Origin of the sequence: Bartonella sp. AA16NXGY (assembly GCF_042197325.1) — a bacterium.
In the GTDB taxonomy this organism is placed as follows: Bacteria; Pseudomonadota; Alphaproteobacteria; order Rhizobiales; family Rhizobiaceae; genus Bartonella.
The window spans coordinates 112,307-137,485 of sequence record NZ_JBHIRR010000003.1 but is presented as its reverse complement, the minus strand read 5'-3'; the positions used below and the strand labels follow the sequence as shown (position 1 = coordinate 137,485).

Genomic DNA, 25,179 nt, shown 5'->3' with positions numbered 1-25,179 from the left:
TTTGCATGAGAAGAATATCCACAAAAATGGAGGCTTTTGCCTCCACTTTAAAAATCAAAAGAATACGTATTAATTGTTTAAACAGAATAGTACATATCAAATTCAACAGGATGGGGTGTTGTTTCGTAACGCAAGACTTCTTGCATCTTTACTTGAATGAAGGAATTAATCTGATCATCATCAAAAACGTCGCCAGCTTTAAGAAAGCCACGATCTTTGTCAAGTGCTTCAAGCGCTTCACGCAGGCTTCCTGAAACAGTAGGGATTTCTTTAAGTTCCTTTAAGGGAAGATCATAAAGATCTTTATCCATAGCATGTCCGGGATGAATTTTGTTTTTGATACCGTCAAGACCAGCCATTAAAAGGGCTGCAAATGCCAAATAGGGATTTGCTGTTGGGTCTGGAAAACGAACTTCTACGCGTTTTGAATTTGGTGAGGAGCTCATAGGAATACGGCAAGATGCAGAACGATTACGTGCTGAATAGGCAAGAAGAACAGGAGCTTCATAACCAGGAACCAAACGTTTATAGGAGTTTGTGGATGGGTTGGTAAAAGCATTTATTGCTTTTGCGTGCTTAATAACACCACCGATAAAAAACAGACAGGTTTCTGATAGTCCAGCATATTCATTTCCTGCAAAAATGGGTTTGCCATCTTTCCAAATGGAAATGTGGACATGCATTCCAGAGCCGTTATCACCAAAAACTGGTTTTGGCATGAAGGTTGCTGTTTTCCCATAACTGTTTGCTATTTGATGTACAACATATTTAAAAATTTGCATCTTGTCAGCCTCGCGAACAAGTGTATCAAAACGAATACCCAATTCATGTTGGCCTGCTGCTACTTCGTGATGGTGTTTTTCGACCTGTACGCCCATATCCTTGAGTGCTGTGAGCATTTCAGAACGCATATCTTGGCAGGAATCAATCGGCGGAACAGGAAGGTAGCCTCCCTTTATTCGTGGGCGATGCCCTAGATTTCCTGTTTCATATTCCGTATCATCATTAGAGGGAAGTTCACTTGAATCGAGTTTAAACCCTGTGTTGTAAGGGTCCGTTTTATAGCGCACATCATCAAAGATAAAAAACTCTGCTTCTGGACCCACATTGATTGTATCTCCAATGTTTAAAGATTTCATATACACCTCAGCCCTTTTGGCGATAGAACGAGGATCTCTACGATAAAACTCACCAGAGACAGGATCAAGTACATCACAAAATATGACCAAAGTAGATTGAGCAAAAAAAGGATCAATATGTGCTGTTGCTGGATCTGGCATTAAAACCATGTCAGATTCATTAATTGTTTTCCAACCAGCAATTGAAGAACCATCAAACATGACACCATCACTAAAAGTATCCTCGCTGATCTCTGCGATATCCATTGTAATGTGATGCAATTTTCCTCGTGGATCAGTAAAACGTAAATCAACAAAACGGATTTCGTTGTCTGTAATCTGTTTGATAATATCTGATGCGGTTGTCATATTCAATTTCCTTAATATGGCGTTGAGGTGGATAAAAAAGTGAATTTTCCTGTTATTTATTAAAGGGCATCGATACCGGTTTCGTCTGTGCCTATACGAATTGCATCATCAATGGAAAAGACAAATATCTTTCCATCCCCTATATGTTTGGTTTGAGCTGCTTTACGTATTGCATCAACAGTTTGTTCCAGTTTTTCATCGGACACAACAATTTCAATCTTTACTTTAGGTAGAAAGTCAACAACATATTTCGTACCACGATAAAGTTCTGTATGTTCCCTTTGACGACCAAAACCTTTCGCTTCTGTTACTGTAATACCATGTAACCCAATTTTTTGAAGCGCTTCTTTCACTTCATCAAGTTTGAAAGGTTTTATAATGGCTTCAATTTTTTTCATGCTGAAATTATCTCCAACGTTATTTTGTCTTTTTAGACTGCATCACATTATATTGACAACTGTAAGATGTCCAACAGATACTTTGTGCACAAAAAGTCGAAAATAATGACACTCTATGCTCTGTTAGGAGAGTTTCTTTTGTAGAATACAGCCAAATACTGTTTTTTGGGAAAAAAACTTACAATTCTTATACAGAATTCAAATAATATAATAAAAGAGTTTTGTTTCTTTTTTATTAGATAATATCTTGACTTATAAGGATAATTAGACGCTCTCCACATTGAATGAGAAACTCTAATAGCGTAAGATTTTCTCATTTTAGATCTTTTTATCGTCAATCAATCAAAACGATACTTTTATATATCATAAATAGTTATGAGTGTGTGGATAACAACATTTGAAAAAAGAAATAAAATGCTTTTTATGAAAGCTTTCGATAATTAAAGGCTTTACAATATTAGGGAGTAGGGAAGACAAATATTGGAAAAGAGTGTGATGATGCCGATTCATAAATGTAAAGATGGTGGTGTATAATAATGAGTTTATCATTATAGCATTCATAGGAGCCGTTGTGAAATGGGCTTGAGAGCATTGAGAAATGTTTCTTTAAAACAGATGTGGGAATTGGCAACGCAAATATATTCCGTTTGGGGCGTTTTGTTCCTTCGTGAGGAATGTGATCTTCATTAAGGAACGCGATAAATAAAAGTGTGAAGCAATGGCAATCTTCATTATAAGATATTGCTGTGGATGCCTTGGAAAATCATAAAGATAAATTAAAAGGAAATGGAAATATAGAAATTTATTTATACCCTTAAAACTTCATATTCTTCCCAGTTTAGGTTGTCTGGTCGTTTCAGGTATAAACAAAACAGAGAATAAATACGCAATTATGTGCGCGTTCCTATTTGGCAATACGACAACTGAAACAGCTTATAAAGCGCTAAATTGTTTTTAGTCTTTGCTTCAAACGTGTTGCACCACTGGAATTAGGTGTTGGTTTACAGGTAATAATAAAAGTACAGGCTTTGTTAGTATGCTGTATTTTACAATAGAAAGCGTTTCTAAGAATTGGAATTATAGAGAGATGGGCGCAGTAAAACATGTTTTAGAAATTTTCCCGTATAGGAAGCGGGAACCTTAATGATGTCTTCAGGGCGTCCAATTGCAACAATTTCACCACCGCGATCTCCACCTTCTGGTCCTAAATCAATAATCCAGTCGGCTGTCTTTATAACATCAAGGTTATGTTCAATGACTATAACTGTGTTGCCTTGCTCGACTAGTTCGTGAAGCACTTCAAGAAGTTTGGAAATATCATGAAAATGTAAACCTGTTGTCGGTTCATCCAAAATATAGAGTGTACGTCCCGTTGTTTTACGAGAAAGTTCTTTCGCAAGTTTTACACGTTGTGCTTCCCCACCAGAAAGTGTGGTTGCTTGCTGTCCTACTTTTATGTAACCCAATCCTACTTTAATGAGAGTTTCCATTTTATTATGAATAGCGGGAATAGCTTGGAAAAATTCCTCTGCCTTTTCAATTGTCATATCCAAAATATCGGCTATAGACTGTCCTTTGAATTTTATTTCTAGTGTTTCTCGGTTATAGCGTTTTCCTTTACAGACATCGCAAGTAACATAGACATCAGGTAAAAAGTGCATTTCAATTTTGATGACTCCATCACCTTGACATGCTTCGCACCGTCCTCCTTTAACATTAAATGAAAAACGCCCAGCTTTGTAACCGCGGGCTTTTGATTCTGGAAGATCGGCAAACCACTCACGAATCGGTGTAAAAGCACCTGTATAGGTTGCGGGATTAGAGCGTGGGGTGCGTCCAATAGGAGACTGGTTGATATCGATGACTTTATCAAGAAATTCTAATCCTTCAATTTTGTCATAGCTGGCAGGGCTGTGATGAGAGCCCATGATATGATGTGATGCTGCTTTGAAAAGCGTTTCAATAAGAAATGTTGATTTTCCTCCTCCAGAAACACCAGTTATGCATGTGAAGGTTCCAAGAGGAATATTCGCATTGATATTTTTGAGGTTATTGCCTTTGGCGCCGATGATTTTAAGTGTTTTCGTTTTTGATATTTTGCGTCGCTCTGTCGGCATTTTAACAGCCATTTTTCCTGAAAGGTATTGGCCTGTGAGAGAGGCTGAATTTTCTATAATTTCCTGCGGTGTTCCTTGCGCTATGATTTCTCCACCATGAACGCCTGCGGCAGGCCCCATATCGACAACATAGTCTGCTGTGAGAATAGCATCTTCATCATGTTCAACAACAATAACTGTATTGCCAAGATTACGCAAATGGCGCAGCATTTCCAACAGGCGTTCATTATCGCGTTGGTGTAAACCGATAGATGGTTCATCTAAAATATAAAGAACGCCTGTAAGACCAGAACCAATTTGGGATGCCAACCGAATGCGTTGGCTTTCTCCCCCTGAAAGCGTTCCTGAATTTCGAGACAAGGTAAGATATTCCAATCCTACATGATTTAAAAAAGCCAAGCGTTCACGAATTTCTTTTAAAATACGTACGGCGATATTACGTTGTTTTTTTGTGAGATATTGATGAACATTGGCAAACCAATCATCTGCCTTTAGAATAGAAAGATCTGATATTTGCCCAATATGCATTCCGTTTATTTTTACAGCAAGTGCCTCTGGTTTTAAACGATAACCGTGACAAGCTGGGCAGGGTGAAGAAGACATATAACGTTCGATTTCTTCTCGAGACCAAGCAGAATCGGTTTCTTTCCAGCGTCTCTCCATATTAGGGATGATTCCTTCAAAGGGTTGGGTCGTTTTATGCGAACCAGAATTATTTTTATAGATAAAAGAAATTTCATCTCTTTTTGTACCGTAGAGAATAGCCTGTTGTGCTTCATTAGAGAGTTCACACCATTGATCTGTGAGTTTGAAACCGTAAGCTTTTCCTAATGCTTCTAAGGTTTGTTTATAGTAAAGTGAATCTGACTTAGCCCAAGGGGCAATGGCGCCATTCTTGAGGGTAAGATTTTTATTGGGCACAATTTTCAGTGGATCCATTGCTTTTTTTATGCCCAGTCCATCGCAGAGAGGACAGGCGCCAAAAGGATTATTGAACGAAAAAAGGCGTGGTTCAATTTCAGGAATAGAAAAACCCGATACAGGGCAGGAAAACTTTTCTGAAAAAATGAGCCGTTTGTGTGTATCATTTTTTGATTTATGAGCAGATTCCTTTGTTGTTTCTTTTTGTGCTAAGGGTTGGTCTGCCATTTCAGCAATGGCAAGCCCATTTGCTAGCTGTAAACAGGTTTCTATACTATCAGCCAAGCGAGAGGTGATATCCTTCTGTACAACAATGCGGTCTACCACGACATCGATGTCGTGTTTATATTTTTTATCCAGAGGTGGAATATCAGGGATTTCATAAAACTTGCCATCAACTTTAGCGCGTTGAAATCCTCTTTTTAAAAGTTCTGTTAGCTCTTTTTTATATTCTCCCTTTCGTCCTCGCACTAAGGGTGCCATAATAAAAATTCGCGTTCCTTCTGGTAAGGCCATAATTTGATCCACCATTTGGCTTACTGTCTGGCTTTCAATAGGAAGTCCTGTTGCAGGAGAATGAGGAATACCAATACGTGCAAAGAGAAGACGCATGTAATCGTGGATTTCAGTAACGGTACCTACCGTTGAACGAGGGTTGCGACTGGTTGTTTTTTGTTCAATGGAGATAGCTGGAGAGAGACCGTCTATGCGGTCGACATCGGGTTTTTGCATGACTTCCAAAAATTGGCGTGCATAGGCTGAAAGGCTTTCGACATAGCGGCGTTGTCCTTCAGCGTAAATTGTATCAAACGCTAAGGATGATTTCCCTGATCCAGAAAGTCCTGTTATAACAATGAGTTTATCACGAGGCAGATCGAGATCAATATTTTTAAGATTATGCTCACGTGCACCGCGAATGGAGATATATTTTTGATGAGTCATACTTTATCCTTGGCATATGTGGCAAAAATTGAGCACCTAAAATGGAATAAAACTGTTTTTTTAGAATTATAATGTGTTTAACTGCTTTAATGCAAAAGGAAGGTATAAGTTTTGTGAAAAAAATACAAATGAGCAGCTTTTTATTCTCTCGTGGTGGAATAAACTATGCGTTTTTATCATCTTTTGTTATAATTACACTGAATACAATATTGGTAAAGGATAGCAATACCCATATTGATGGTCAATTGCGACATGTAAATTGAAGGTCAAGAGGGTTATAACTGTTATAGAACAGAGTATTTTACAAATTAAAATTTTGGAGTTTATGCGATGGCTGGTAGCCTTAATAAAGTTATTTTGATTGGTAATCTTGGTGCGGATCCTGAAATCCGCCGTTTGAATTCTGGTGATCAAGTGGCAAATCTGCGTATTGCTACTTCAGAAAGTTGGCGCGATCGGAATACAAATGAGCGAAAAGAACGCACTGAGTGGCATAGTATTGTTATTTTTAATGAAAACCTTGTCAAAGTTGCAGAGCAATATTTAAAAAAAGGCAGCAAAATTTATATTGAGGGGCAGTTACAGACACGAAAATGGCAAGATCAAAATGGAAATGACCGTTATACAACAGAGATTGTTTTGCAAAAGTACCGTGGCGAATTACAAATGCTTGATGGGCGGGGAGCTGCGAGCGGGGAGCAAGGAGCAAGTCAAGGGGGGAGTTATAGTGGTGGCTTTGCCGATAGTCACTCAAATCAGAGAAATGCTTTTGGTCAAAATAATAATCAATTGGGAGAAAGTTTTTCACACAAATTAGATGATGACGTCCCTTTTTAAGAGTCTTTAAATTGCAGTATTATGATCATTTTATGGTTTGCTTGTTTCAGATTTTTGAAGTTTAGCGAAGTGAAAATTGTTAATTATTATTGGTAATTTAAAATATAAATTAATAACATCTTGAAAAATATTGTTAAATTTCTTTTTTGTCATGGGAGAGAAATTAGCATTTTTGTGTATTTTTCGCTATAAATAAAGTGAAATGATTCTTTTTTGAAAGTTTTGAAATTGTGACCGATCTTACTCCACACCCAGAACGTGATGTGCTAACCGGTATTGAACCAATCAGTATTATTGATGAAATGCAACGCTCCTATCTCGATTATGCGATGAGCGTGATTGTTTCACGTGCACTCCCTGATGTCCGTGATGGTCTTAAGCCTGTTCATCGACGTATCCTTCATGCTATGAATGAGATGGGGCTTTCTTTCAATAAGTCGTATCGTAAATCTGCTGGTGTTGTTGGTGAGGTTATGGGGAAATTTCATCCCCATGGTGATGCTTCAATTTACGATGCATTAGTGCGTATGGCGCAGGACTTTTCTTTAAGAAATCCATTAATTGATGGTCAGGGAAATTTTGGTTCCGTTGATGGTGATCCACCCGCGGCTATGCGCTATACTGAGTGTCGTTTAGAAAAAGTTTCAGAAGAACTTTTAGCTGATATTGATAAAGATACTGTTGATTTTCAGGATAATTACGATGGGCGTGAGCGTGAACCGGTTGTCTTACCAGCGCGTTTTCCCAATCTTTTGGTTAATGGGTCAGGGGGAATTGCTGTGGGAATGGCAACCAATATTCCTCCCCATAATCTTGGTGAAGTCGTTGATGGTTGTATCGCTTTGATTGATAATCCCGATATCACACTCGATAAAATAATTGAAATTATTCCTGGTCCGGATTTTCCTACAGGGGGTATTATCCTTGGCCACTCTGGTGTTCGTGCAGCTTATGAAACAGGGCGTGGCTCAATCATTATGCGTGCTAAAGTTGAGATCGAAGAAATTCGCAGTGGTCGACAAGCAATTATTGTGAGTGAGATCCCTTATCAAGTTAATAAGGCAACAATGATTGAGAAAATGGCTGAATTGGTGCGCGATAAACGCATTGAGGGAATCTCTGATTTGCGTGACGAATCTGATCGTGATGGATATCGGGTTGTTATTGAGCTGAAGAAAGATGTTGTTGCGGAAGTTGTTTTAAACCAATTATATCGGTATACGCCGCTACAAACTTCCTTTGGTTGTAATATGGTTGCTTTGAATGGGGGAAAACCCGAACAGATGACGTTGCTTGATATGCTTCGTGCATTTGTTTCTTTTCGGGAAGAAGTTGTCAGTCGGCGAACAAAATATCTTTTGCGTAAAGCGCGTGAGCGAGCACATGTTTTGGTTGGCCTTGCCCTTGCTGTTGCCAATATTGATGAAATTATAGCGCTTATTCGCAAAGCTCCTGATCCGCAGACAGCACGTGCACAGTTAATGGAGCGACGCTGGCCAGCGATGGATGTCGCGCCTTTGATTAAACTTATTGATGATCCTCGTCATATTATCCACGAGGATGGTACTTATAATCTCTCTGAAGAACAGGCACGTGCTATTTTAGAATTGCGTTTGCAACGATTGACAGCCCTTGGGCGTGATGAAATCGCTGATGAATTGAATAAAATTGGCGTGGATATCGCTGACTATCTTGAGATCTTGGCATCACGCGTACGCATTATGTCTATTGTTAAGGATGAGTTGAGTGCTCTTCGTGAGGAATTTGCAACGCCGCGACGTACCGTATTTGGTTTTGGTAGCGCTGAGATGGAGAGTGAAGATCTGATCGCACCAGAGGATATGGTGGTAACGGTAAGCCATAGTGGCTATATTAAGCGTGTGCCTCTTAATACCTATCGTGCACAGCGACGTGGTGGTAAGGGGCGTTCTGGTATGTCCACGAAGGATGAGGATTTTGTAACGCGGTTGTTTGTTGCCAATACGCATACTCCGGTTCTTTTCTTTTCATCACGTGGGATTGTTTATAAGGAAAAAGTTTGGCGGCTGCCGCTGGGGACACCCCAATCGCGTGGGCGGGCTTTGATCAATATGCTTCCTTTACAACAAGGTGAGCGTATTACAACGATTATGCCTTTGCCTGAAGATGAAGCGAGCTGGAGTGCATTAGATATTATGTTTGCGACAACACGTGGAACTGTGCGTCGTAATAAATTATCAGATTTCGTTCAGGTTAATCGTAATGGTAAAATTGCGATGAAACTTGATGAAGAAGATGAAATTCTTTCTGTTGAAACCTGTACAGAACATGATGATGTTGTTCTAACAACAGCCAAAGGACAATGTATCCGTTTTCCAGTTGTTGATGTTCGGGTCTTTGCTGGGCGTAATTCTGTGGGAGTTCGTGGTATCAATTTAGCTAAAGGCGATAAAGTCATTTCGATGACAATTTTAGAGCATGTCGAGGCGACGTCCATTGAGCGTTCTGCTTATATTAAACGTGTAATGAATGAACGGCGTGCTTCTGGTGCAGATGCTGATGTTGAAGATGTTATAACTTTTGATGAAGAAGATGGGGGTGCTGAAACAGAGTTAACAGATGAACGTTATGCAGAACTTCATGCACGTGAACAAATGCTTTTGACAGTGAGTGAGTTTGGTTATGGTAAACGTTCTTCTTCCTATGAGTTCCGGATTTCGGGACGTGGCGGAAAGGGGATTCGCGCAACAGATCCATCTAAAACAGCTGAAATTGGTAAATTAGTAGCGGCTTTTCCGGTGAAGGCGCAAGATCAAATTATGTTGGTATCAGATGGGGGGCAGCTTATTCGTGTCCCTGTTGAGGGAATTCGTACTGCTGGGCGCTCAACTAAGGGAGTCACAATTTTTAATACAGCCAAAGGTGAAAGAGTCGTATCGGTTGAACGTATTTCTGAACCTGAAGATGATACGAGTTCATTAGATGATGAAGGTGAGAAGCATTCTGATACAGTTGATATGAGCGAAGAAAAATAATTTTTAAGAGGAAGGAGTAAAGTCATGAAAATTGCTCTTTACGCGGGTTCTTTTGATCCTCTTACAAATGGTCATCTTGATGTTTTGAAAGGGTGTTTTGTGTTAGCTGATAAGGTGGTCGTCGCTATAGGGATACAGGCTGACAAAAAAACACTCTTTAGCTTCGAAGAGCGTGTTGATTTCATTACGCAGGTAGGGAAAGACTTATTTGGTGCAGATTCTAATCGATTGCAGGTTCTTTCATTTAGCAACCTTCTCATTGAGAAGGCGCGTGAAGTTGGTGCTTCATTTCTCATTCGTGGATTGCGTGATGGTACTGATCTTGATTATGAAATGCAAATGGCAGGAATGAATGGTGTTATGGCTCCTGAATTGCAAACTGTTTTTTTGCCGGCAAGTGTTTCTGGGCGCGCGATAACTTCTACATTGGTACGCCAAATTGCCTCTATGGGAGGTGATGTGACACCATTTGTACCGCCCAATGTTGCACAAGCTTTAAGCTCGAAATACCAATCTTTTAGGGGAGAATAAGTGTGTCTCGTAGAATTTTTGCTGTTTTGATATGTGTGTTTTGTTTTTTTTCATTGTCCGCTGTCGCTGGTAATCCTAGACCAGCAAGCGATGCAAGCCTTCTTGTTTTATCTCTCAAAGATGGTGATGTCATTATTCGTCTGCGTCCTGATTTGGCGCCAAAGCATGTTGCGCAAATCAAAAGATTAACAGAGGAGGGGGCCTATAATAATGTTGTGTTTCATCGCGTTATTCCTAATTTCATGGCACAAACTGGTGATGTAGAATTTGGAAAAAAAGGCAGTAGAGATTTTGATCTGAAACGCGTTGGTATGGGTGGCTCAAATTATCCCAATATACCGGCAGAGTTTTCAAAACAGCCGTTTAAGCGTGGTACAGTTGGGATGGCACGGTCACAAGATCCGGATTCCGCGAATTCTCAATTCTTCATTTGTTTTGATGATGCTGCTTTTTTAAACGGTCAGTATACGGTTGTTGGAGAGGTTATAAAGGGGATGGATGTTGTTGATAAAATAAAAAAAGGTACGACAAGTAATAATGGATCTGTAAAAAATCCTGATGTTATTAATGCTGCTACTTTACAAGTTGAGAAATGAATCAAGGGAGCTTTCCATATGGCTGAGAATAAAAATCCAGAGAATACTTTAATTCTTGAAACAACAAAGGGCAGAGTTGTTATTGAGCTTTTTGCTGATTTGGCACCTTGTCATGTTGCACGTATTAAAGAACTGGTACGGGAAGGTGCTTATGATAATGTTATTTTCCATCGCGTTATTGATGGTTTTATGGCGCAAACAGGGGATGTGCAATTTGGAAAGAAGGATAGTGAAAAATTCAATTTATCACGTGCTGGTATGGGGGGAGCAGAAAAACCAAATTTAACAGCAGAGTTTTCAAATCTTTCTCATAAGCGTGGTACAGTTTCTATGGCACGGAGTCAGAATCCAAATTCTGCTAACTCTCAGTTTTTTATTTGTTTTGCAGATGCTCCGTGGCTTGATCGTCAATATTCCATATGGGGGCAGGTTGTTGAAGGTATGGAAAATGTTGATAAAATTAAACGTGGTGAACCTGTTGCAGATCCAGATTCAATTACCAAAGCCATTATTGCTGCGGATGTAGAATAGTATAAACTATACTGATTTCAATTGTAAGTTTCTAAGAAAAAGTACTCTTTTCTGATCAATAAAGGCACACGAAACTCTTTTGTAGTATCACGCTTACCTTTTATAATTTCGAGCTAAGCATTGTCCATATATTTTCTTTAATCGGATCTTCCTGAAGAATATAACGCAACGGATTTGTACAAACACCTGTCAGAATAAGAAAACGCAAAGTCTGTTGTATTATGGTTGTTGTTTGGCAAAGTGTTTTATAAAAAATTCGGCATTTCTCTTCAATCCATTGTCGGTCTTAATGGTTTTATGATGTTACTTTCTTAAGAGAGCGTGTGCTTTTGTTTCTGCTCGTAAATCAACATCCAATCCTAATGCAGAAGCATGTTTGAAACACATATTAAGACGGATAAGAGCTTTACTCGCTCATCCAGTTTTCTTAGCAAGGTGGAAAACCAGCATTTATATATATATTGGCGTAATCTTTAAAATAAGAAGACAGTTTAATCTTAGAAGAATATAATAAAGGCGCAGAAGTGAAATAAATGGCTAGTCTTGCCATCTCCTTTTTAACTCAACTTTACTTTTTTAAAAGTATCTAATGCAATATCTTTTAAATAATGAAGATTATGCATGGACTTACGCTTTTATTTTTCTCGTTTTTTAATAGAGGAATGCTCCAAACGGAATACACTTGTGTTGCGTATTTACGTGTTTTTTAAGAAGCATTTCTTAGTACATATCAACGTTCACTTCCACGATGATATTCATGGCATGTATAGTTTTAAAGCTATAAATAGTATAAAATCTATTATGTACCACCTTCTTTAAAGCTTATGAAGGAGCAAGCGGGTACCATCATACGCTTTTTCAGCCTCTAATGTTACGATAGAGCTTTTGGTATTTGAGAATCTTTACAAAAAGCATTTTTAGTTTTTTAAAGTATTTTTATTTACACGTTAATTTCTTTTGTGAATTATCTCTAATGCCAAGAGCTATCTCAATATTGTGAGTGGATAAGTGATTATGCTCATTTGCGTTTTTATTAAGCGTGAGGATCGCTGTGCCCAGTAGATGAAAAATTTTTATCTGTAAAAGTTAAAGAATATGTAAGCTGTACAATGCGTTCAAAATTTTCTTCTATGGGTACAAAGTTACTGCTTATGGAAGTATGTGAAGATGAAATTATTGTGATAATAATGTTGCAGTTCTGTTAAGGATAAGCGTAGGTATTTTGAGGTATGATATTATAAGGATTTTACTATTTTTTGGGAGCTAGATTATCACTTTTATTATGGTGGTTTCTTAACAAGAAATGTTCTTTTATCTCGTTTAATTTTTGATGCTGATTACAATATTGAGCGAATCAAAAATTAATTCATAAAGCTTTTGACAATGCTCGTAAGGGGATATCTTTTTTCTTTCTATAGAGATATGCATTGATGGAATCAAAAAGACGAGAGTTATGATAAAGACATTTCATTATAGAAAAATTGCTCAAGATGGGTATGCACGTCGAGGCGAAATTATAACGGGGCGAGGATGTGTTCGTACACCCGCATTTATGCCTGTTGGGACGGCAGGAACCGTTAAGGCTATGTATATGGATCAAATTCGTGATCTTGGTGCAGATATCATTTTGGGGAATACTTATCATTTAATGTTACGTCCAGGAGCTGAACGTGTTGCGCGTTTAGGAGGATTACATGAATTTTCACGCTGGAGCGGACCTATTTTAACCGATTCTGGTGGCTTTCAGGTTATGTCATTGGCGGGAATCCGTAAAATTACTGAACAAGGTGTGATTTTTCGTTCTTACATTAATGGAGCCTACTATGAAATGAGTCCAGAGCGTTCTATCGAAATTCAAGAACTTCTTGGTGCGGATATCCAGATGCAGTTGGATCAATGTATTGCATTACCCGCAACTGAAAAAGAAATGGAAGAAGCTATGGAACTTTCATTGCGGTGGGCGCTGCGTTGTAAAACAGCTTTTGGAGAGCAGCCAGATAAAGCATTGTTTGGGATTGTTCAAGGTGGTGATAATATGAAACTGCGTGAACGTTCTGCTCAAGCATTAAAAGAAATAGATTTAAAAGGTTACGCTATTGGAGGGCTTGCTGTTGGTGAGCCGCAGAGTGTTATGACAGCAGTATTGGATACTACTTGTCCGATTTTACCAGAGGATAAACCACGCTATCTTATGGGAGTAGGGACACCTGATGATATTTTACAAAGTGTTGCTCGTGGTGTTGATATGTTTGATTGTGTTATGCCGACGCGTGCAGGACGTCATGGTTTAGCTTTTACCCGCTTTGGTAGAATTAATTTGCGTAATGCGCGTTATGCAGAAGATCCACTTCCTCTTGATCCACAGTCACTTTGTCCAGCAGCACATAATTATAGTTGTGCTTATTTGCATCATTTGATTAAATCTGGTGAATCTCTTGGGGGGATGTTGTTGACGTGGAATAATCTTTTTTATTATCAACAACTTATGCAGGGAATTCGTGATGCCATTGAGGAAGGCTGTTATGCTGATTTTTGCGCTGAAACGCGTGCTCTATGGGCACAAGGACGCTAAAATATTAATCGTAATATAGCACCTCATTTTTTTATTGAATTTATTCTCGCACTTACAAATTTAGCTAAAAATATGAAATTAGAAACATCTTCCAAAATTATAAAATTCCACTATCTTAAGATATAACAGTGCGGTTTTATAGGGTACATATTCTTTTCTAATTACTATATAAAACAGAAACTGTTACTCCGGTACGCGCTACCTGATCCGGAGAAAAACAGTTTTTCTGTTTCTGATGACTGTTTACAGCAACAATGTTAATGAGGCGTTAGCGAACTCTTAAAGAAGTATGAAAATTGTACTTTTATGAGCTACTTTGTGTTTTTTATTACTAAAGGTAAAGAATGGGTTATATACAATCGAACAGATAATTTTTTAGAAAAATTAAAATAAAACTAAAATAAAATTACAACATTTAAAATGTTATAATTTTATTTTTGAAGTTTTTATATATAAATTTAAATATTCTTTAAAATAGATTTATGTAATATTATTAATTATAATAAAACTATAGATATTATGTCATAATAAATTAAATATTAATCACGGTAATTGTCTTATTTATAAAATATCAATAAATATACTTATACAAAATTTGTTATATTTGTTTTTTGCTTTGTTTATAGAATTTATCTGAAAATAATCATAATATATTTACGTGAATATTTTAATTTACAGATAGTGAGTTAGATATCTGATGCGATTCCTCTGTTAGAAGAGGGAGGGGTAAAGATGTCTAAAAGAGGGTATTTAATAAATCTAGAAACCAAGCACTATTATCATGAGAATTTTTAAAAGACTCTATAATAATTTATAAGAATGGCCTAAAGTTGAAATTATAACTTATCGATTTGGGGGATCTGCATTTAGATAGCAAAAATAAAGCAACAATAATTGGGGGAGAGGTTTTATCTTTGTATCAAGATAATGATGAGATATTGTTCACTTGTTTGAAATGCATTATTCAGCAAATTTTAGAATTATTTATAGGGTATATTATATCGTTTTAAAATAAAGTTTTCACTGTAAATTTCAACGGCTAAAAAGAGGAGACAAAGTTTATTATCTGGTAGATCTGATAGAAATAGGTGAATACGTCTATGATCTTGAGGTTTTCAAAGATTTTCCATTAAAGAATCTTACTTAAAACTCCATAAAATGCTTTATATATCAAAATATTTCTAAAACTTTATTGGGGACTATTGGGCATGCGTATAACAATGTTTTGAATTTTTGTTTGTGTGTATTACAGATATTTACAGTTAAAACTCCTATTCAGAAGTGATGATATGAGGGATTCTTATCAACAAAAGGTTCTTGTATTGGGAATTGATTCGAGAATACGACGTTTAATAATTTTAGCTCTTGCCGTGGGCAGTTTTGCTATTGGTACTGCAGAGTTTGTTGCAATGGGGCTACTGCCAGAGATGGCACGAAGTTCCTATGTTGATATTCCTACCGCTGGTCAATATATTTCTGCTTATGCATTAGGAGTTGTGATTGGAGCACCTCTTTTAGCTGTGGCAACAGCTCAGGTATCACGCAAAACTGTTTTGATGGGATTAATGCTTTTTTATGCCTTAGCAAATATTGCTAGTGCCTTTGTTTCTGATTTTAGCATATTAGTAGTATTACGCTTTCTCAGTGGACTTCCTCATGGAATCTATTTTGGACTTGCGGCTATGGTTGCCTCTTCAATGGTAGAAATGAAAGAACGTTCTAAAGCTGTTGGATATGTTATGCTTGGCTTAACAATTGCAACCGTTTTGGGAGCACCCAGTGCTACTTGGATTGGTCAACTTATTGGTTGGCAGATTGCTTTTGTCCTTGTGGGGATGATCGCTTTATTATGTTGTTTGCTTATTTGGAATTTTTTTCCTTGTGATTCAAGTTTTCCAAAAACGAATCCTTTGCAAGAAATGGGTGCATTAAAGCAAAAGCAGGTGTGGCTTCTTTTGTTGATGGTGTCGGTGGGAGCGTCAGGATTATTTTCTGTTTTCACTTATATCAAGCCAACATTAATGCATATTTCTGGTGTTTCACTTGAGTTGGTACCATTTATCATGCCGTTAGTTGGATTGGGTATGGTGGTAGGAAATCTCTTGGGGCCTAAATTGGCCGTTAAAATTGGTATTTCGCCGATGATATTTTTTTCTATGCTTTGGAGCGTATTTGTTTTTTTTCTTTTTTTCTTTTTATCCTATGCTCCGTTAACAGCGGCAATAGGATGCTTTTTTGTTGGAACTTCTTTTGCTGCTATGCCTTCTATACAAACAAAAATTATGGATGTTGCACTACAGGGACAGATTTTGGCAGGAGCATTAATGCAGTCTGCTTTTAATATTGCCAACGCTCTTGGTGCAGAATCTGGAGCATTAGTTTTAAAATTGGGCTATAGTTATGAATATACAGCTGTTTTAGGAAGTGTTCTAACTTTGTGTGGATTAATGGTTTTTTGCATCTCATGGTATATGGAGAAGCATGCTTAATATTTTTCATTTTTTTAATGAAGAAGGAATTTTTATATTTATTTTTAGTTATTGGAATGTCCTGTTGGGTTTTTCAATATGAAGTAAGAAATGCGCAGTGCTAATGGAATAGCAAGACAAAATAAAAGACCCATGAGCACTATAAGAAGAGTTTTTGCTGCTAAGATCATTCCTATTGTTCCTCCAGGATTAAAGAGGCCTGCAAGATTGGTGATGACTCCTGCTAGAGTTGCACTTAAGGCTGCTGAAAATAGTTGTACAGAGGTAAGGGATTCACTGGCACGGAGAGCATCTTCATCATTTGCACATTGTAAGATCCTTGTGAGCAAATGTGGCCATGCTATGCCCGCACTGATTCCAATAGAAAACAGTGCTAAGCAAATAATAAAAATATATTCAAGCGCGGAAACTTCTGTTGGGATGAGCCATAAAAGAATCATTATGCCTAACAGTTTTAATAGGGGCGAGTATACAATGATGTTGCGAATTTTTTTTGTGGAGAGACCAGCACTTGAGATGGCTCCACATGTCCACCCTAGGCTCATAAGTGCTGCTATATAACCAGCAATAAGTGGAGCTTGCCCATGAAGCTCTTGAAGAAAAAGTGGAAAATAAAGTTCTATACTGTATACGACTGTTGTCATAACGAGTATCAATGCGTAAACAGAAAAGATTTCAGAAGAGAAAGAAAAGGATTTGCGGGGCAACATAGGATGAGGGGTAGATGATTCGATTTTTGCTAGAACAAAAAGAAGACTAAGTCCGATAACTAATCCGCAAATTTTTGCTATTGTAGACTCCATAGCCCCTCCAACAGAAATAATAAAAATCAATAAGGTGAGTGTGAAAAGCTGGAGAAGAGGAAGAGGGGGTGTTGGAACATCGTTTTCATTCTTTTTTGGTAAAAATTTAAAGGCGATGAGTGAGAAAAATATAGCTAATACGCCAATGATCAAAAAGGATGCTCGCCATAGCCCATAATATACAGAAAGCCCCCCGATTGCTGGTCCTAACAAGGTTGATATTCCCCACATTCCAGAGATAATACTTAATGCATGTGACCATAAAGATGGGCTGAAAACAATCCGTACCATGGAATAGGATAGGGATAACAAAGAACCACTTCCAAATCCTTGAATAAAGCGTCCTATTAAAAACAATGGCATAGATGAAGAAATGCTGCACATAAAAGTGCCTAGGGTGAAGATAAGTCCAGAAATAACATACGCATTGCGAGGACCTAATTTCCCTAATATTTTTGTTGCAAGTGAAGTACCCACGAGTGAAGCTGTAATAAAGACAGTAGCCACCCAAGAATAATATATTTCACTGCCAATATGATTCATAAGAGAGGGTAAAATAGTAATAACAATATAAACGTTGGTGGCGTGTAACACAACTCCACCTGTAAACGTTAAAAAGCAAAGACCATTTTTACCCAATAAAAGCGCAGACCAGCCCTGTTTTTTCACTGTTGTTTGCTATTTAATAAAAATCTATCCTCTTTTTACTTATAAGGTACTTCTTTGAATTTGCCAAGAGAAATTCAAAGCTCTGTTTAGAGCTTTGAATTTTAATTTAAGTAATAACTTAATTGCCCATTGCTTTTTTGAGATTCTCATCAATTTTATCGAGGAAACCTGTTGTAGAAAGCCACTTTTGTTTAGGCCCAATCAAAAGTGCGAGATCTTTGGTCATAAAACCTTCTTCGACGGTTTTAATACAAACTTCTTCCAATGTCGTGGAAAAGTTTTTTAACTTCTCATTGTTATCTAGTTTAGCACGGTGCGCTAGTCCACGCGTCCATGCAAAAATAGATGCAATAGAGTTCGTTGATGTTTCTTCATTCTTTTGATGCTGACGATAATGGCGTGTTACAGTGCCGTGTGCTGCCTCTGCTTCAACAATTTTGCCGTCAGGTGTCATGAGAACAGAAGTCATGAGACCCAGAGAACCAAAGCCTTGGGCAACAATATCAGATTGGACATCACCATCATAGTTTTTACATGCCCATACGTATCCACCTGACCACTTTAATGCAGAAGCAACCATATCATCAATAAGACGGTGTTCGTAATATAATTTACGGTTTTCAAATTCAGTTTTAAATTCCGTATCGAATATTTCTTGAAAGATATCTTTAAAACGACCATCGTAAGTTTTTAGAATGGTATTTTTTGTTGAAAGATAAACTGGAACATTCCGTTGTAGTCCATAATTAAAGGATGCGCGGGCAAAATCACGAATTGACTCATCAAGGTTATACATAGCCATGGCAACCCCTGCGCTTGGAGCATCAAAAACATCATGTTCAATAACTTGATTATCATCACCGACAAATTTAATACTTAATTTCCCTTTTCCTGGAAATTTAAAATCTGTTGCCTTGTATTGATCACCAAAAGCGTGACGTCCGATAATAATTGGCTTTGTCCAGTTAGGAACAAGGCGAGGGACATTTTTACAGATAATGGGTTCGCGAAAAATGACTCCTCCTAAAATATTGCGGATTGTGCCATTAGGTGATTTCCACATTTTTTTTAGGTTAAATTCTTTAACGCGTGCCTCATCAGGTGTGATGGTTGCGCATTTTATACCAACCCCATATTTTTTGATAGCATTGGCAGAATCGATAGTTACCTGATCATTGGTTGCATCACGATTTACGACGGAAAGATCATAATATTTTAGATCAATGTCGAGGTAGGGATGGATTAATTTATCTTTGATATATTTCCAGATGATGCGGGTCATCTCATCCCCATCAAGTTCAACAACGGGGTTTTCTACTTTGATCTTTACCATTAGAAATCCTTTTTCTTTTAAGCGATACTACTTGTATAACACTTTCAAGTTTATAATGAAAAGTAAAAACAAGGGAAAAAAGCATTCAAATATGAGCTTTTAGAATATATTATCAATAGAGTGTAAAATTTTGTTGGAGGGTTTAATTTTTGAAAAGAAGTGATGTGTTTGCAAATCTATAATTATTCTATGATTGATGAAGAATCTGTTTAATAGATAAGGTAGTTAGATCACCGAGGGACGGGGATTATGCGTTTTTATTATCAGAGATTCCATTTAATAAGTTGATCGTATTCTGAATTATAGTTTCTTGATTTGTTGTGTTAGGTGAATAAGAAACTATTTTTATATTGCTATTTCAATTCTAAGCTTACGGTCTGTTTGTTTATAAAAAGTTTAATGTGATAACAAAGGCACTGTAATTAGAAATGCTTCATATAAAATGCGTTTGAGATAAACTTCAATTTTGAAGGTTGAAAAAAACGTATAAATGATGCGGCTGGTTTTAATTTAAAAATTAACAGCATACGCAAGAATATGACTTATAAAATTACCGTATCGCGAGCTAGAATCTTCTAATTCTTATGTTTTATCGATTCTTATTGTTATTAACTATGCGCAGTAAAGCACTATCCTCGAAATGCAACAAAGAAATTAATCACCTAATGATTCTTGTATCCTTTTTACGAAGAGATTCCTTTTAAAATCTTATTCCCTCATTTTTATTTATGCATCCCTCATTTTTAAAAACACAAATAAAATGAATATATTACACATAGAAAAAAGAAACATGGTACGCCCAAGGGGAATCGAACCCCTGTTTCCGCCGTGAAAGGGCGATGTCCTAACCGCTAGACGATGGGCGCAAACCAATGATGAGGCTTATAGAGAGGATCTTTTTACTTCGCAAGCCCTCTGTGTCATTTTTTTTGAAAAAAGTGTGTTTTATTGAATAATTTTTGAGCGATTCCTGTTTAGATCATTTTATTTTCTAAGATTTTTTGTAGAAAAAATATAAAGTTATCATGATTGATAGAAAATTTTGATGTGGGTATCATCTCAGGGAATGATATTTTCAGTTTTGAGGAGTAGGCAAAAATGATCAAAAACAGCATTTTTAATGTATTTATTTTTTGCATATTTTATCGCTTGTTATCTTTGCTCACCACATGAGAATATTATTTAACTTGCTTGAAAGAGCCTTTATACAGAAGATTTCTCATTTGAGTTTATCATAAAGCAAAAACTGTATAATTTATGAAGTAGAAAGAAAATATTTATTACCAAATTAACAAATAATACAAAAGTTTTTCTATGAACAATCCATAGATTATTTGCAGTTTAACAAAATATAAATAGATATCTGTATGCTAAAAATGAAAATATTAAATCAATTTTTATAGAATATATGAAGAAAATATTTTTTTATATTTACTTTTACATGTCTGTAAAATTTTTAAAATTAAAAACCATTCATTTGCTCTTTTACATATTGAGAAGGTTCTTGATTTGAAAATGAATTAGTGTGGATAAAGGGTAGATTGAGTTTTTTCTCATTTCAATTCGCTAGTTTTTTAAAGAGGTGCAATAAGTTGAGATAAAATATTCGAATTTTGCAAATTTATTCTCCATATTTATAATATTTCAGAATTAGGGTGTGCGCATATTAAGTCTTGTTTTTTACTTTAATGTAAGGTTCTATTTTGATATATGAGTGCGTTAAGATTTTTGCATTAAAGATTTATAGTTAAAGCTATGGAATGGTAGGAAGGAATGTGTTATCATTTACTGATCTACTTTCATTTTATCCATTCCCTAAGTTATCATATGAAAGAATGTTTTTTGTTCCATACTTGTTGATTTAGAAGAGATGTTTTTATTCTTTCTTACCAAGTCTTCAATATTCTTTAACTTGTTATTGATTATTTTTTAGAACTTTTTTTATGGAAACTTGCATTTATCTGTTTTACAGATTTTCATTCTGAATTAGATATTTTATAAAGATTCTGAAATCTTTGAAGACAATAAATATTATATTTTTAGGAATGTTGATTGAACAAGCGGGGATAATTCTATTAGAGAAAATGAAATAAATAGAGCAGGGTATTTCTTTTGTTCTTATGAACATAAGTACTTTTTGTGTTGATTGGCACATCATTTAAACGATTTTTCAATGAAGATAGGGATCAGTGGTTAATAATGGCAGAAGCTTTAAAGGTTGGTGTTGCGGGACTTGGTACAGTTGGTACTTCAGTTGTTCGAACTCTATGTGAAAAAGCGAATAGTTTAGCTTGTCAATGTGGGCGATTCATCAAAGTTGTTGCTGTTAGTGCGCGTGATAAAGGTCGCAATCGTGGAATTGATCTTAGTGGTATAAAATGGTTTGATTCACCTGTGGAGTTGGCTGCTTCTGATGAGATTGATGTTTTTGTAGAGTTAATTGGTGGTGAATTGGATGTGGTGTATACCGCTGTTAAGAGAGCGCTTGAGGCGGGACATCATGTTGTAACAGCCAATAAAGCTCTTCTTGCTCGACATGGAGTAGAGCTGGCTATAATTGCAGAAAAAAAAGGTGTTTTTCTTCATTTTGAAGCAGCTGTTGCAGGGGGGATTCCTGTTATCAAAGCGATGAGAGAATCACTTGTTAGTAATCGCATATCGCGAATTTATGGTATTCTCAATGGAACCTGTAATTATATATTAACACGTATGTTTACGGAAGGTCTTTCATTTAAAGATTGTTTAGCAGATGCACAGAGACTTGGGTATGCTGAAGCAGATCCAAGTTTTGATATTGAGGGAAATGATACTGCTCATAAATTAGCTTTGTTGACAAGCTTGGCATTTGGAACTGCTGTTTCGTTAGATGATGTTTATGTTGAAGGAATTCATAATATTTCGCAAATTGATATTCGAGCAGCTGATGAATTGGGGTATCGGATTAAGCTTTTAGGGGTTGCATTAAAAACGGATTCTGGAATAGAGCAACGCGTTCATCCAACAATGGTACCAACATCCTCAATGATTGCACAGATAAATGGTGTAACCAATGCTCTTTCTATTCAAAGTGATTTATTAGGTGAATTACTGTTTTCTGGTCCTGGCGCCGGAGGAAAGGCAACAGCATCAGCCGTTATTGGTGATTTGGCTGATATAGCAAAAGCACGTTCTGGTTTTCAGTATGCACCTGTTTTAAGACGTCCAGCATTAGAACTTGCTCCTCATAAAAAAGCACGTATTTCGCATCATGCAGGTGGTTATTTTATTCGTTTAAATGTTCATGATCGTACTGGCGTTTTTGCCGAGGTCGCAAGGCATATGGCTGATAATCACATCTCATTGGAGTCGATTGTTCAAAGATCTTTTGTAGAAGATCAAATTGAAAAAACAATTATTTTAATTACGCACGAAACAACAGAGGTGAATGTACGACAGGCACTTGCAGAAATTGAAAAAGATGGACATCTTGTTGCAAAATCTCAATTTATTCGTATTGAACCTATGGCAAAGAATTGATAACTTTCTTGATAATAAAAAAAGCACGCTTGAGTTCTTTTATCTCTTGTGGAAAATTTTCATCTTTGCCAAAAAACTTTATTCTTAGTATTTAATAAGGACTCATATTTTTTCTGGTATTCATTCGGTAGGATTTTTTCATATGCCCACAACTCAGAAGATTTTAAATGGACTTGATCGTATTTTGACGCTTGAATTGGTACGTGTTACTGAACGTGCTGCTGTTGCTGCTGCACGCTGGCGCGGACGTGGCGATGAAAAGGCAGCGGATCAAGCTGCTGTAGATGCAATGCGGCAGGAACTTAATCGATTGCCTATTGATGGTACAGTGGTGATTGGTGAAGGTGAGCGGGATGAAGCGCCTATGCTTTATATTGGAGAAAAAGTAGGTCTTCAAAGTGGATTGGCGATCGATATTGCACTTGATCCACTAGAGGGTACAACACTTTGTGCTAAAAATATTGCCAATTCTTTGGCAGTAGTTGCAATTGCTGAAAAGGGTAATCTCCTTTATGCCCCTGATGTTTATATGAACAAAATTGCTATTGGTCCTGGTTATCCAAAGGGAGTAGTCGATATAGATGCTTGTCCTACCGATAATATACATGCTCTTGCGAAGGCTAAAGGAGTGACTGTTAATCAGATTGTTGTTTGTATTATGGATAGACCTCGTCATGAAAAATTGGTTAATGAAGTACGAGCGACAGGGGCGTCGATTCGCTTGATTGGGGATGGAGATGTGGCTGCTGTTATTGATACAACTGATCCAGAAGAAACAGGTATTGATATCTATATGGGGATTGGTGGAGCACCTGAAGGTGTCTTAGCTTCTGCTGCTTTGCGCTGCATTGGAGGACAGATGCAAGGTCGTTTGCTGCTTGATACAGAAGAGAAAATTGCTCGTGCAGCTAAAATGGGGATTAGTGATCCCAATAAGGTTTATACAATGGAAGAAATGGCAAAGGGTGATGTTTTGTTTTCAGCAACAGGGGTGACAGATGGCAATATGCTTTCTGGTGTTAAATTTACATCTCGTTACATTCAAACGGAAACTCTCGTAATGCGCTCCCATACGGGTACAGTCCGTAATATTAAAGCAAAGCATAGAAATCATTCGAAATTTGATTAATGCTTTCTTTTTTGTCACTAAAAATAGAGGGAGTTTTTCTAGGAAAAACGCTTCCATGAATCTACTTTCATGGAAGCGTTTATAGATATGAGAATACCTTAAATATTATGAGATCTGGACAGAATGTACCCAGCCATTTTTATCTTCTATGTTCCCTTTTTGAATGCCAACCAATTGTGTACGAAGCTGCTTTGTAACTTCTCCAACTGTTTCATTTCCAATAATAAATTCTCCCCCTTTATATCTAAAACGACCAATTGATGTGATAACGGCAGCTGTACCACAAGCAAAGGCTTCTTTAAGGTGTCCACTCTTTGCATCTTCTTGAAGCGCTGTAAAAGAATAAGGACGCTCTTCTATTTTTAATCCCATTTGTTGAGCTAACCTTAAGATTGAATCACGGGTTATCCCTGGAAGGATAGTTCCATTAAGTGGGGGGGTTACAAGTGTATTATTGTCCATAATAAAGCAGACATTCATACCACCAAGTTCTTCAATCCATTTATGTTCAATCATATCAAGGAAGAGTACTTGGCTACAATTATTTTCAGTTGCAGTTTTTTGTGCCAGTAAGCTTGCTGCATAGTTTCCACCACATTTGGCAGCCCCTGTTCCTCTTGGACCGGCACGACTATAATCTGTTTCAATCCAGACGCTGACAGATTTTTCTTCTCCTTTGAAATAGGATTCAACTGGAGAGGCTATGACACAAAAAAGATATTCTTGAGAAGGGCGGACTCCCAAAAAGTTTTCATTGCCAAACATAAATGGACGGATATAGAGGCTAGCGTTGGGCTGATCAGAAACCCATTTTTGATCAATCTTTACTAATTGATGAACGGCATCCAGAAAAATATCTTTTGGCAATTCTGGCATAGCTAAACGCCTCGCTGATTCTATAAAGCGTTGTGCATTGGCATCAGGACGGAAGAGCAAGATGCGTCCATCTTTTGCACGATATGCTTTTAAACCCTCAAAAATTTCCTGTCCGTAATGTAAAACGGTACTTGCAGGGTTAATTTCTAAAGCTTTGTATTGAGAAATGACGGCATTGTGCCAGCCTTTGTCTTCAGTCCATTGAATAGTACACATGTGGTCTGTAAAAAATTGACCAAAACCGGGACTTTTTAAAATTTCTTCATATTTTTCTTCTGACAGAGGAGATGGGTGTTTTTCTATTTTAAAGGGAAGCGATGATATGGGAGATTTCATAAAAAACCTTTTGAGTATGTTTCATTTTTATTAATAAAAATAATGAAATATTTTGATTATAACTCTATTATTAACAAAACCT

General features: G+C 37.0%; 15 protein-coding genes and 1 tRNA gene. 9 read left to right on the top strand and 7 right to left on the bottom strand.

All coding sequences use genetic code 11. From position 1 onward, the window contains the following. Window positions 1–77 precede the first annotated feature (77 nt). The 3 genes from glnA to uvrA form a co-directional block, all read right to left on the bottom strand. Window positions 78–1,487, bottom strand: a complete 1,410-nt coding sequence (gene glnA / locus ACFINK_RS03005) for a type I glutamate--ammonia ligase (protein ID WP_375611514.1) — start codon at window positions 1,485–1,487, stop codon at window positions 78–80. Window positions 1,488–1,546: 59 nt separating this feature from the next. Further along, window positions 1,547–1,885: a P-II family nitrogen regulator gene (locus ACFINK_RS03000; protein WP_015856528.1), complete on the bottom strand. Its 339-nt coding sequence runs from the start codon at window positions 1,883–1,885 to the stop codon at window positions 1,547–1,549. Between the two features lie 1,064 nt (window positions 1,886–2,949). Further along, complete coding sequence (gene uvrA, locus ACFINK_RS02995) at window positions 2,950–5,865, bottom strand: excinuclease ABC subunit UvrA (protein WP_375638224.1); 2,916 nt, start codon at window positions 5,863–5,865, stop codon at window positions 2,950–2,952. Between the two features lie 330 nt (window positions 5,866–6,195). Here uvrA and ssb point away from each other — a divergent pair, with 330 nt between their 5' ends. From ssb to ACFINK_RS02960, 7 genes are all read left to right on the top strand, one after another. Then, the gene (ssb, locus tag ACFINK_RS02990) at window positions 6,196–6,702 is read left to right on the top strand and encodes a single-stranded DNA-binding protein (RefSeq protein WP_375611516.1); all 507 of its coding nucleotides are present in this window, start codon (window positions 6,196–6,198) and stop codon (window positions 6,700–6,702) included. A gap of 230 nt (window positions 6,703–6,932) precedes the next feature. Then, window positions 6,933–9,716, top strand: a complete 2,784-nt coding sequence (gene gyrA / locus ACFINK_RS02985; RefSeq protein WP_375629047.1) for a DNA gyrase subunit A — start codon at window positions 6,933–6,935, stop codon at window positions 9,714–9,716. A gap of 24 nt (window positions 9,717–9,740) precedes the next feature. After that, a complete protein-coding gene (gene coaD, locus ACFINK_RS02980; protein ID WP_375611518.1) occupies window positions 9,741–10,247 on the top strand; it encodes a pantetheine-phosphate adenylyltransferase in 507 nt (168 codons plus the stop codon). Between the two features lie 2 nt (window positions 10,248–10,249). Further along, on the top strand, window positions 10,250–10,843 hold the full coding sequence (locus ACFINK_RS02975; RefSeq protein WP_375638223.1) for a peptidylprolyl isomerase: 594 nt from the start codon (window positions 10,250–10,252) through the stop codon (window positions 10,841–10,843). Between the two features lie 18 nt (window positions 10,844–10,861). Then, window positions 10,862–11,374 (top strand): peptidylprolyl isomerase, encoded by a 513-nt coding sequence (locus ACFINK_RS02970; RefSeq protein WP_375611520.1) that lies wholly within the window; start codon window positions 10,862–10,864, stop codon window positions 11,372–11,374. 1,453 nt (window positions 11,375–12,827) lie between these two features. Next, on the top strand, window positions 12,828–13,946 hold the full coding sequence (tgt, locus tag ACFINK_RS02965) for a tRNA guanosine(34) transglycosylase Tgt (RefSeq protein WP_375638222.1): 1,119 nt from the start codon (window positions 12,828–12,830) through the stop codon (window positions 13,944–13,946). 1,289 nt (window positions 13,947–15,235) lie between these two features. Continuing rightward, window positions 15,236–16,435, top strand: a complete 1,200-nt coding sequence (locus ACFINK_RS02960) for an MFS transporter (RefSeq protein ID WP_375638221.1) — start codon at window positions 15,236–15,238, stop codon at window positions 16,433–16,435. Window positions 16,436–16,479: 44 nt separating this feature from the next. Here ACFINK_RS02960 and ACFINK_RS02955 read toward each other — a convergent pair whose 3' ends face one another. From ACFINK_RS02955 to ACFINK_RS02945, 3 genes are all read right to left on the bottom strand, one after another. Next, complete coding sequence (locus ACFINK_RS02955) at window positions 16,480–17,907, bottom strand: MFS transporter (protein ID WP_375629058.1); 1,428 nt, start codon at window positions 17,905–17,907, stop codon at window positions 16,480–16,482. Window positions 17,908–18,025: 118 nt separating this feature from the next. After that, window positions 18,026–19,240, bottom strand: coding sequence for an NADP-dependent isocitrate dehydrogenase (locus ACFINK_RS02950; RefSeq protein WP_375613103.1), 1,215 nt, complete (start codon window positions 19,238–19,240; stop codon window positions 18,026–18,028). 791 nt (window positions 19,241–20,031) lie between these two features. Beyond that, window positions 20,032–20,106 (bottom strand) — tRNA-Glu (locus ACFINK_RS02945). 1,333 nt (window positions 20,107–21,439) lie between these two features. On the opposite strand from ACFINK_RS02945, the gene ACFINK_RS02940 reads away from it, so the two are divergent. Next, entirely contained in the window at window positions 21,440–22,756 is a 1,317-nt protein-coding gene (locus tag ACFINK_RS02940) for a homoserine dehydrogenase (RefSeq protein ID WP_375627802.1), read from the top strand. 142 nt (window positions 22,757–22,898) lie between these two features. Further along, window positions 22,899–23,885 (top strand): class II fructose-bisphosphatase, encoded by a 987-nt coding sequence (gene glpX / locus ACFINK_RS02935; RefSeq protein ID WP_375617770.1) that lies wholly within the window; start codon window positions 22,899–22,901, stop codon window positions 23,883–23,885. A 105-nt stretch (window positions 23,886–23,990) separates the two neighbouring features. Here glpX and ACFINK_RS02930 read toward each other — a convergent pair whose 3' ends face one another. Continuing rightward, window positions 23,991–25,097, bottom strand: coding sequence for a branched-chain amino acid aminotransferase (locus ACFINK_RS02930; protein ID WP_375638220.1), 1,107 nt, complete (start codon window positions 25,095–25,097; stop codon window positions 23,991–23,993). Window positions 25,098–25,179: the final 82 nt, after the last annotated feature.

What these genes read in the sequence shown, in the direction of transcription:
- glnA (WP_375611514.1), bottom strand. Translation starts at nt 1,487, where the DNA reads ATGACAACCGCATCAGATATTATCAAACAGATTACAGACAACGAAATC.
- ACFINK_RS03000 (WP_015856528.1), bottom strand. Translation starts at nt 1,885, where the DNA reads ATGAAAAAAATTGAAGCCATTATAAAACCTTTCAAACTTGATGAAGTG.
- uvrA (WP_375638224.1), bottom strand. Translation starts at nt 5,865, where the DNA reads ATGACTCATCAAAAATATATCTCCATTCGCGGTGCACGTGAGCATAAT.
- ssb (WP_375611516.1), top strand. Translation starts at nt 6,196, where the DNA reads ATGGCTGGTAGCCTTAATAAAGTTATTTTGATTGGTAATCTTGGTGCG.
- coaD (WP_375611518.1), top strand. Translation starts at nt 9,741, where the DNA reads ATGAAAATTGCTCTTTACGCGGGTTCTTTTGATCCTCTTACAAATGGT.
- ACFINK_RS02970 (WP_375611520.1), top strand. Translation starts at nt 10,862, where the DNA reads ATGGCTGAGAATAAAAATCCAGAGAATACTTTAATTCTTGAAACAACA.
- tgt (WP_375638222.1), top strand. Translation starts at nt 12,828, where the DNA reads ATGATAAAGACATTTCATTATAGAAAAATTGCTCAAGATGGGTATGCA.
- ACFINK_RS02960 (WP_375638221.1), top strand. Translation starts at nt 15,236, where the DNA reads ATGAGGGATTCTTATCAACAAAAGGTTCTTGTATTGGGAATTGATTCG.
- ACFINK_RS02950 (WP_375613103.1), bottom strand. Translation starts at nt 19,240, where the DNA reads ATGGTAAAGATCAAAGTAGAAAACCCCGTTGTTGAACTTGATGGGGAT.
- ACFINK_RS02940 (WP_375627802.1), top strand. Translation starts at nt 21,440, where the DNA reads ATGGCAGAAGCTTTAAAGGTTGGTGTTGCGGGACTTGGTACAGTTGGT.
- glpX (WP_375617770.1), top strand. Translation starts at nt 22,899, where the DNA reads ATGCCCACAACTCAGAAGATTTTAAATGGACTTGATCGTATTTTGACG.
- ACFINK_RS02930 (WP_375638220.1), bottom strand. Translation starts at nt 25,097, where the DNA reads ATGAAATCTCCCATATCATCGCTTCCCTTTAAAATAGAAAAACACCCA.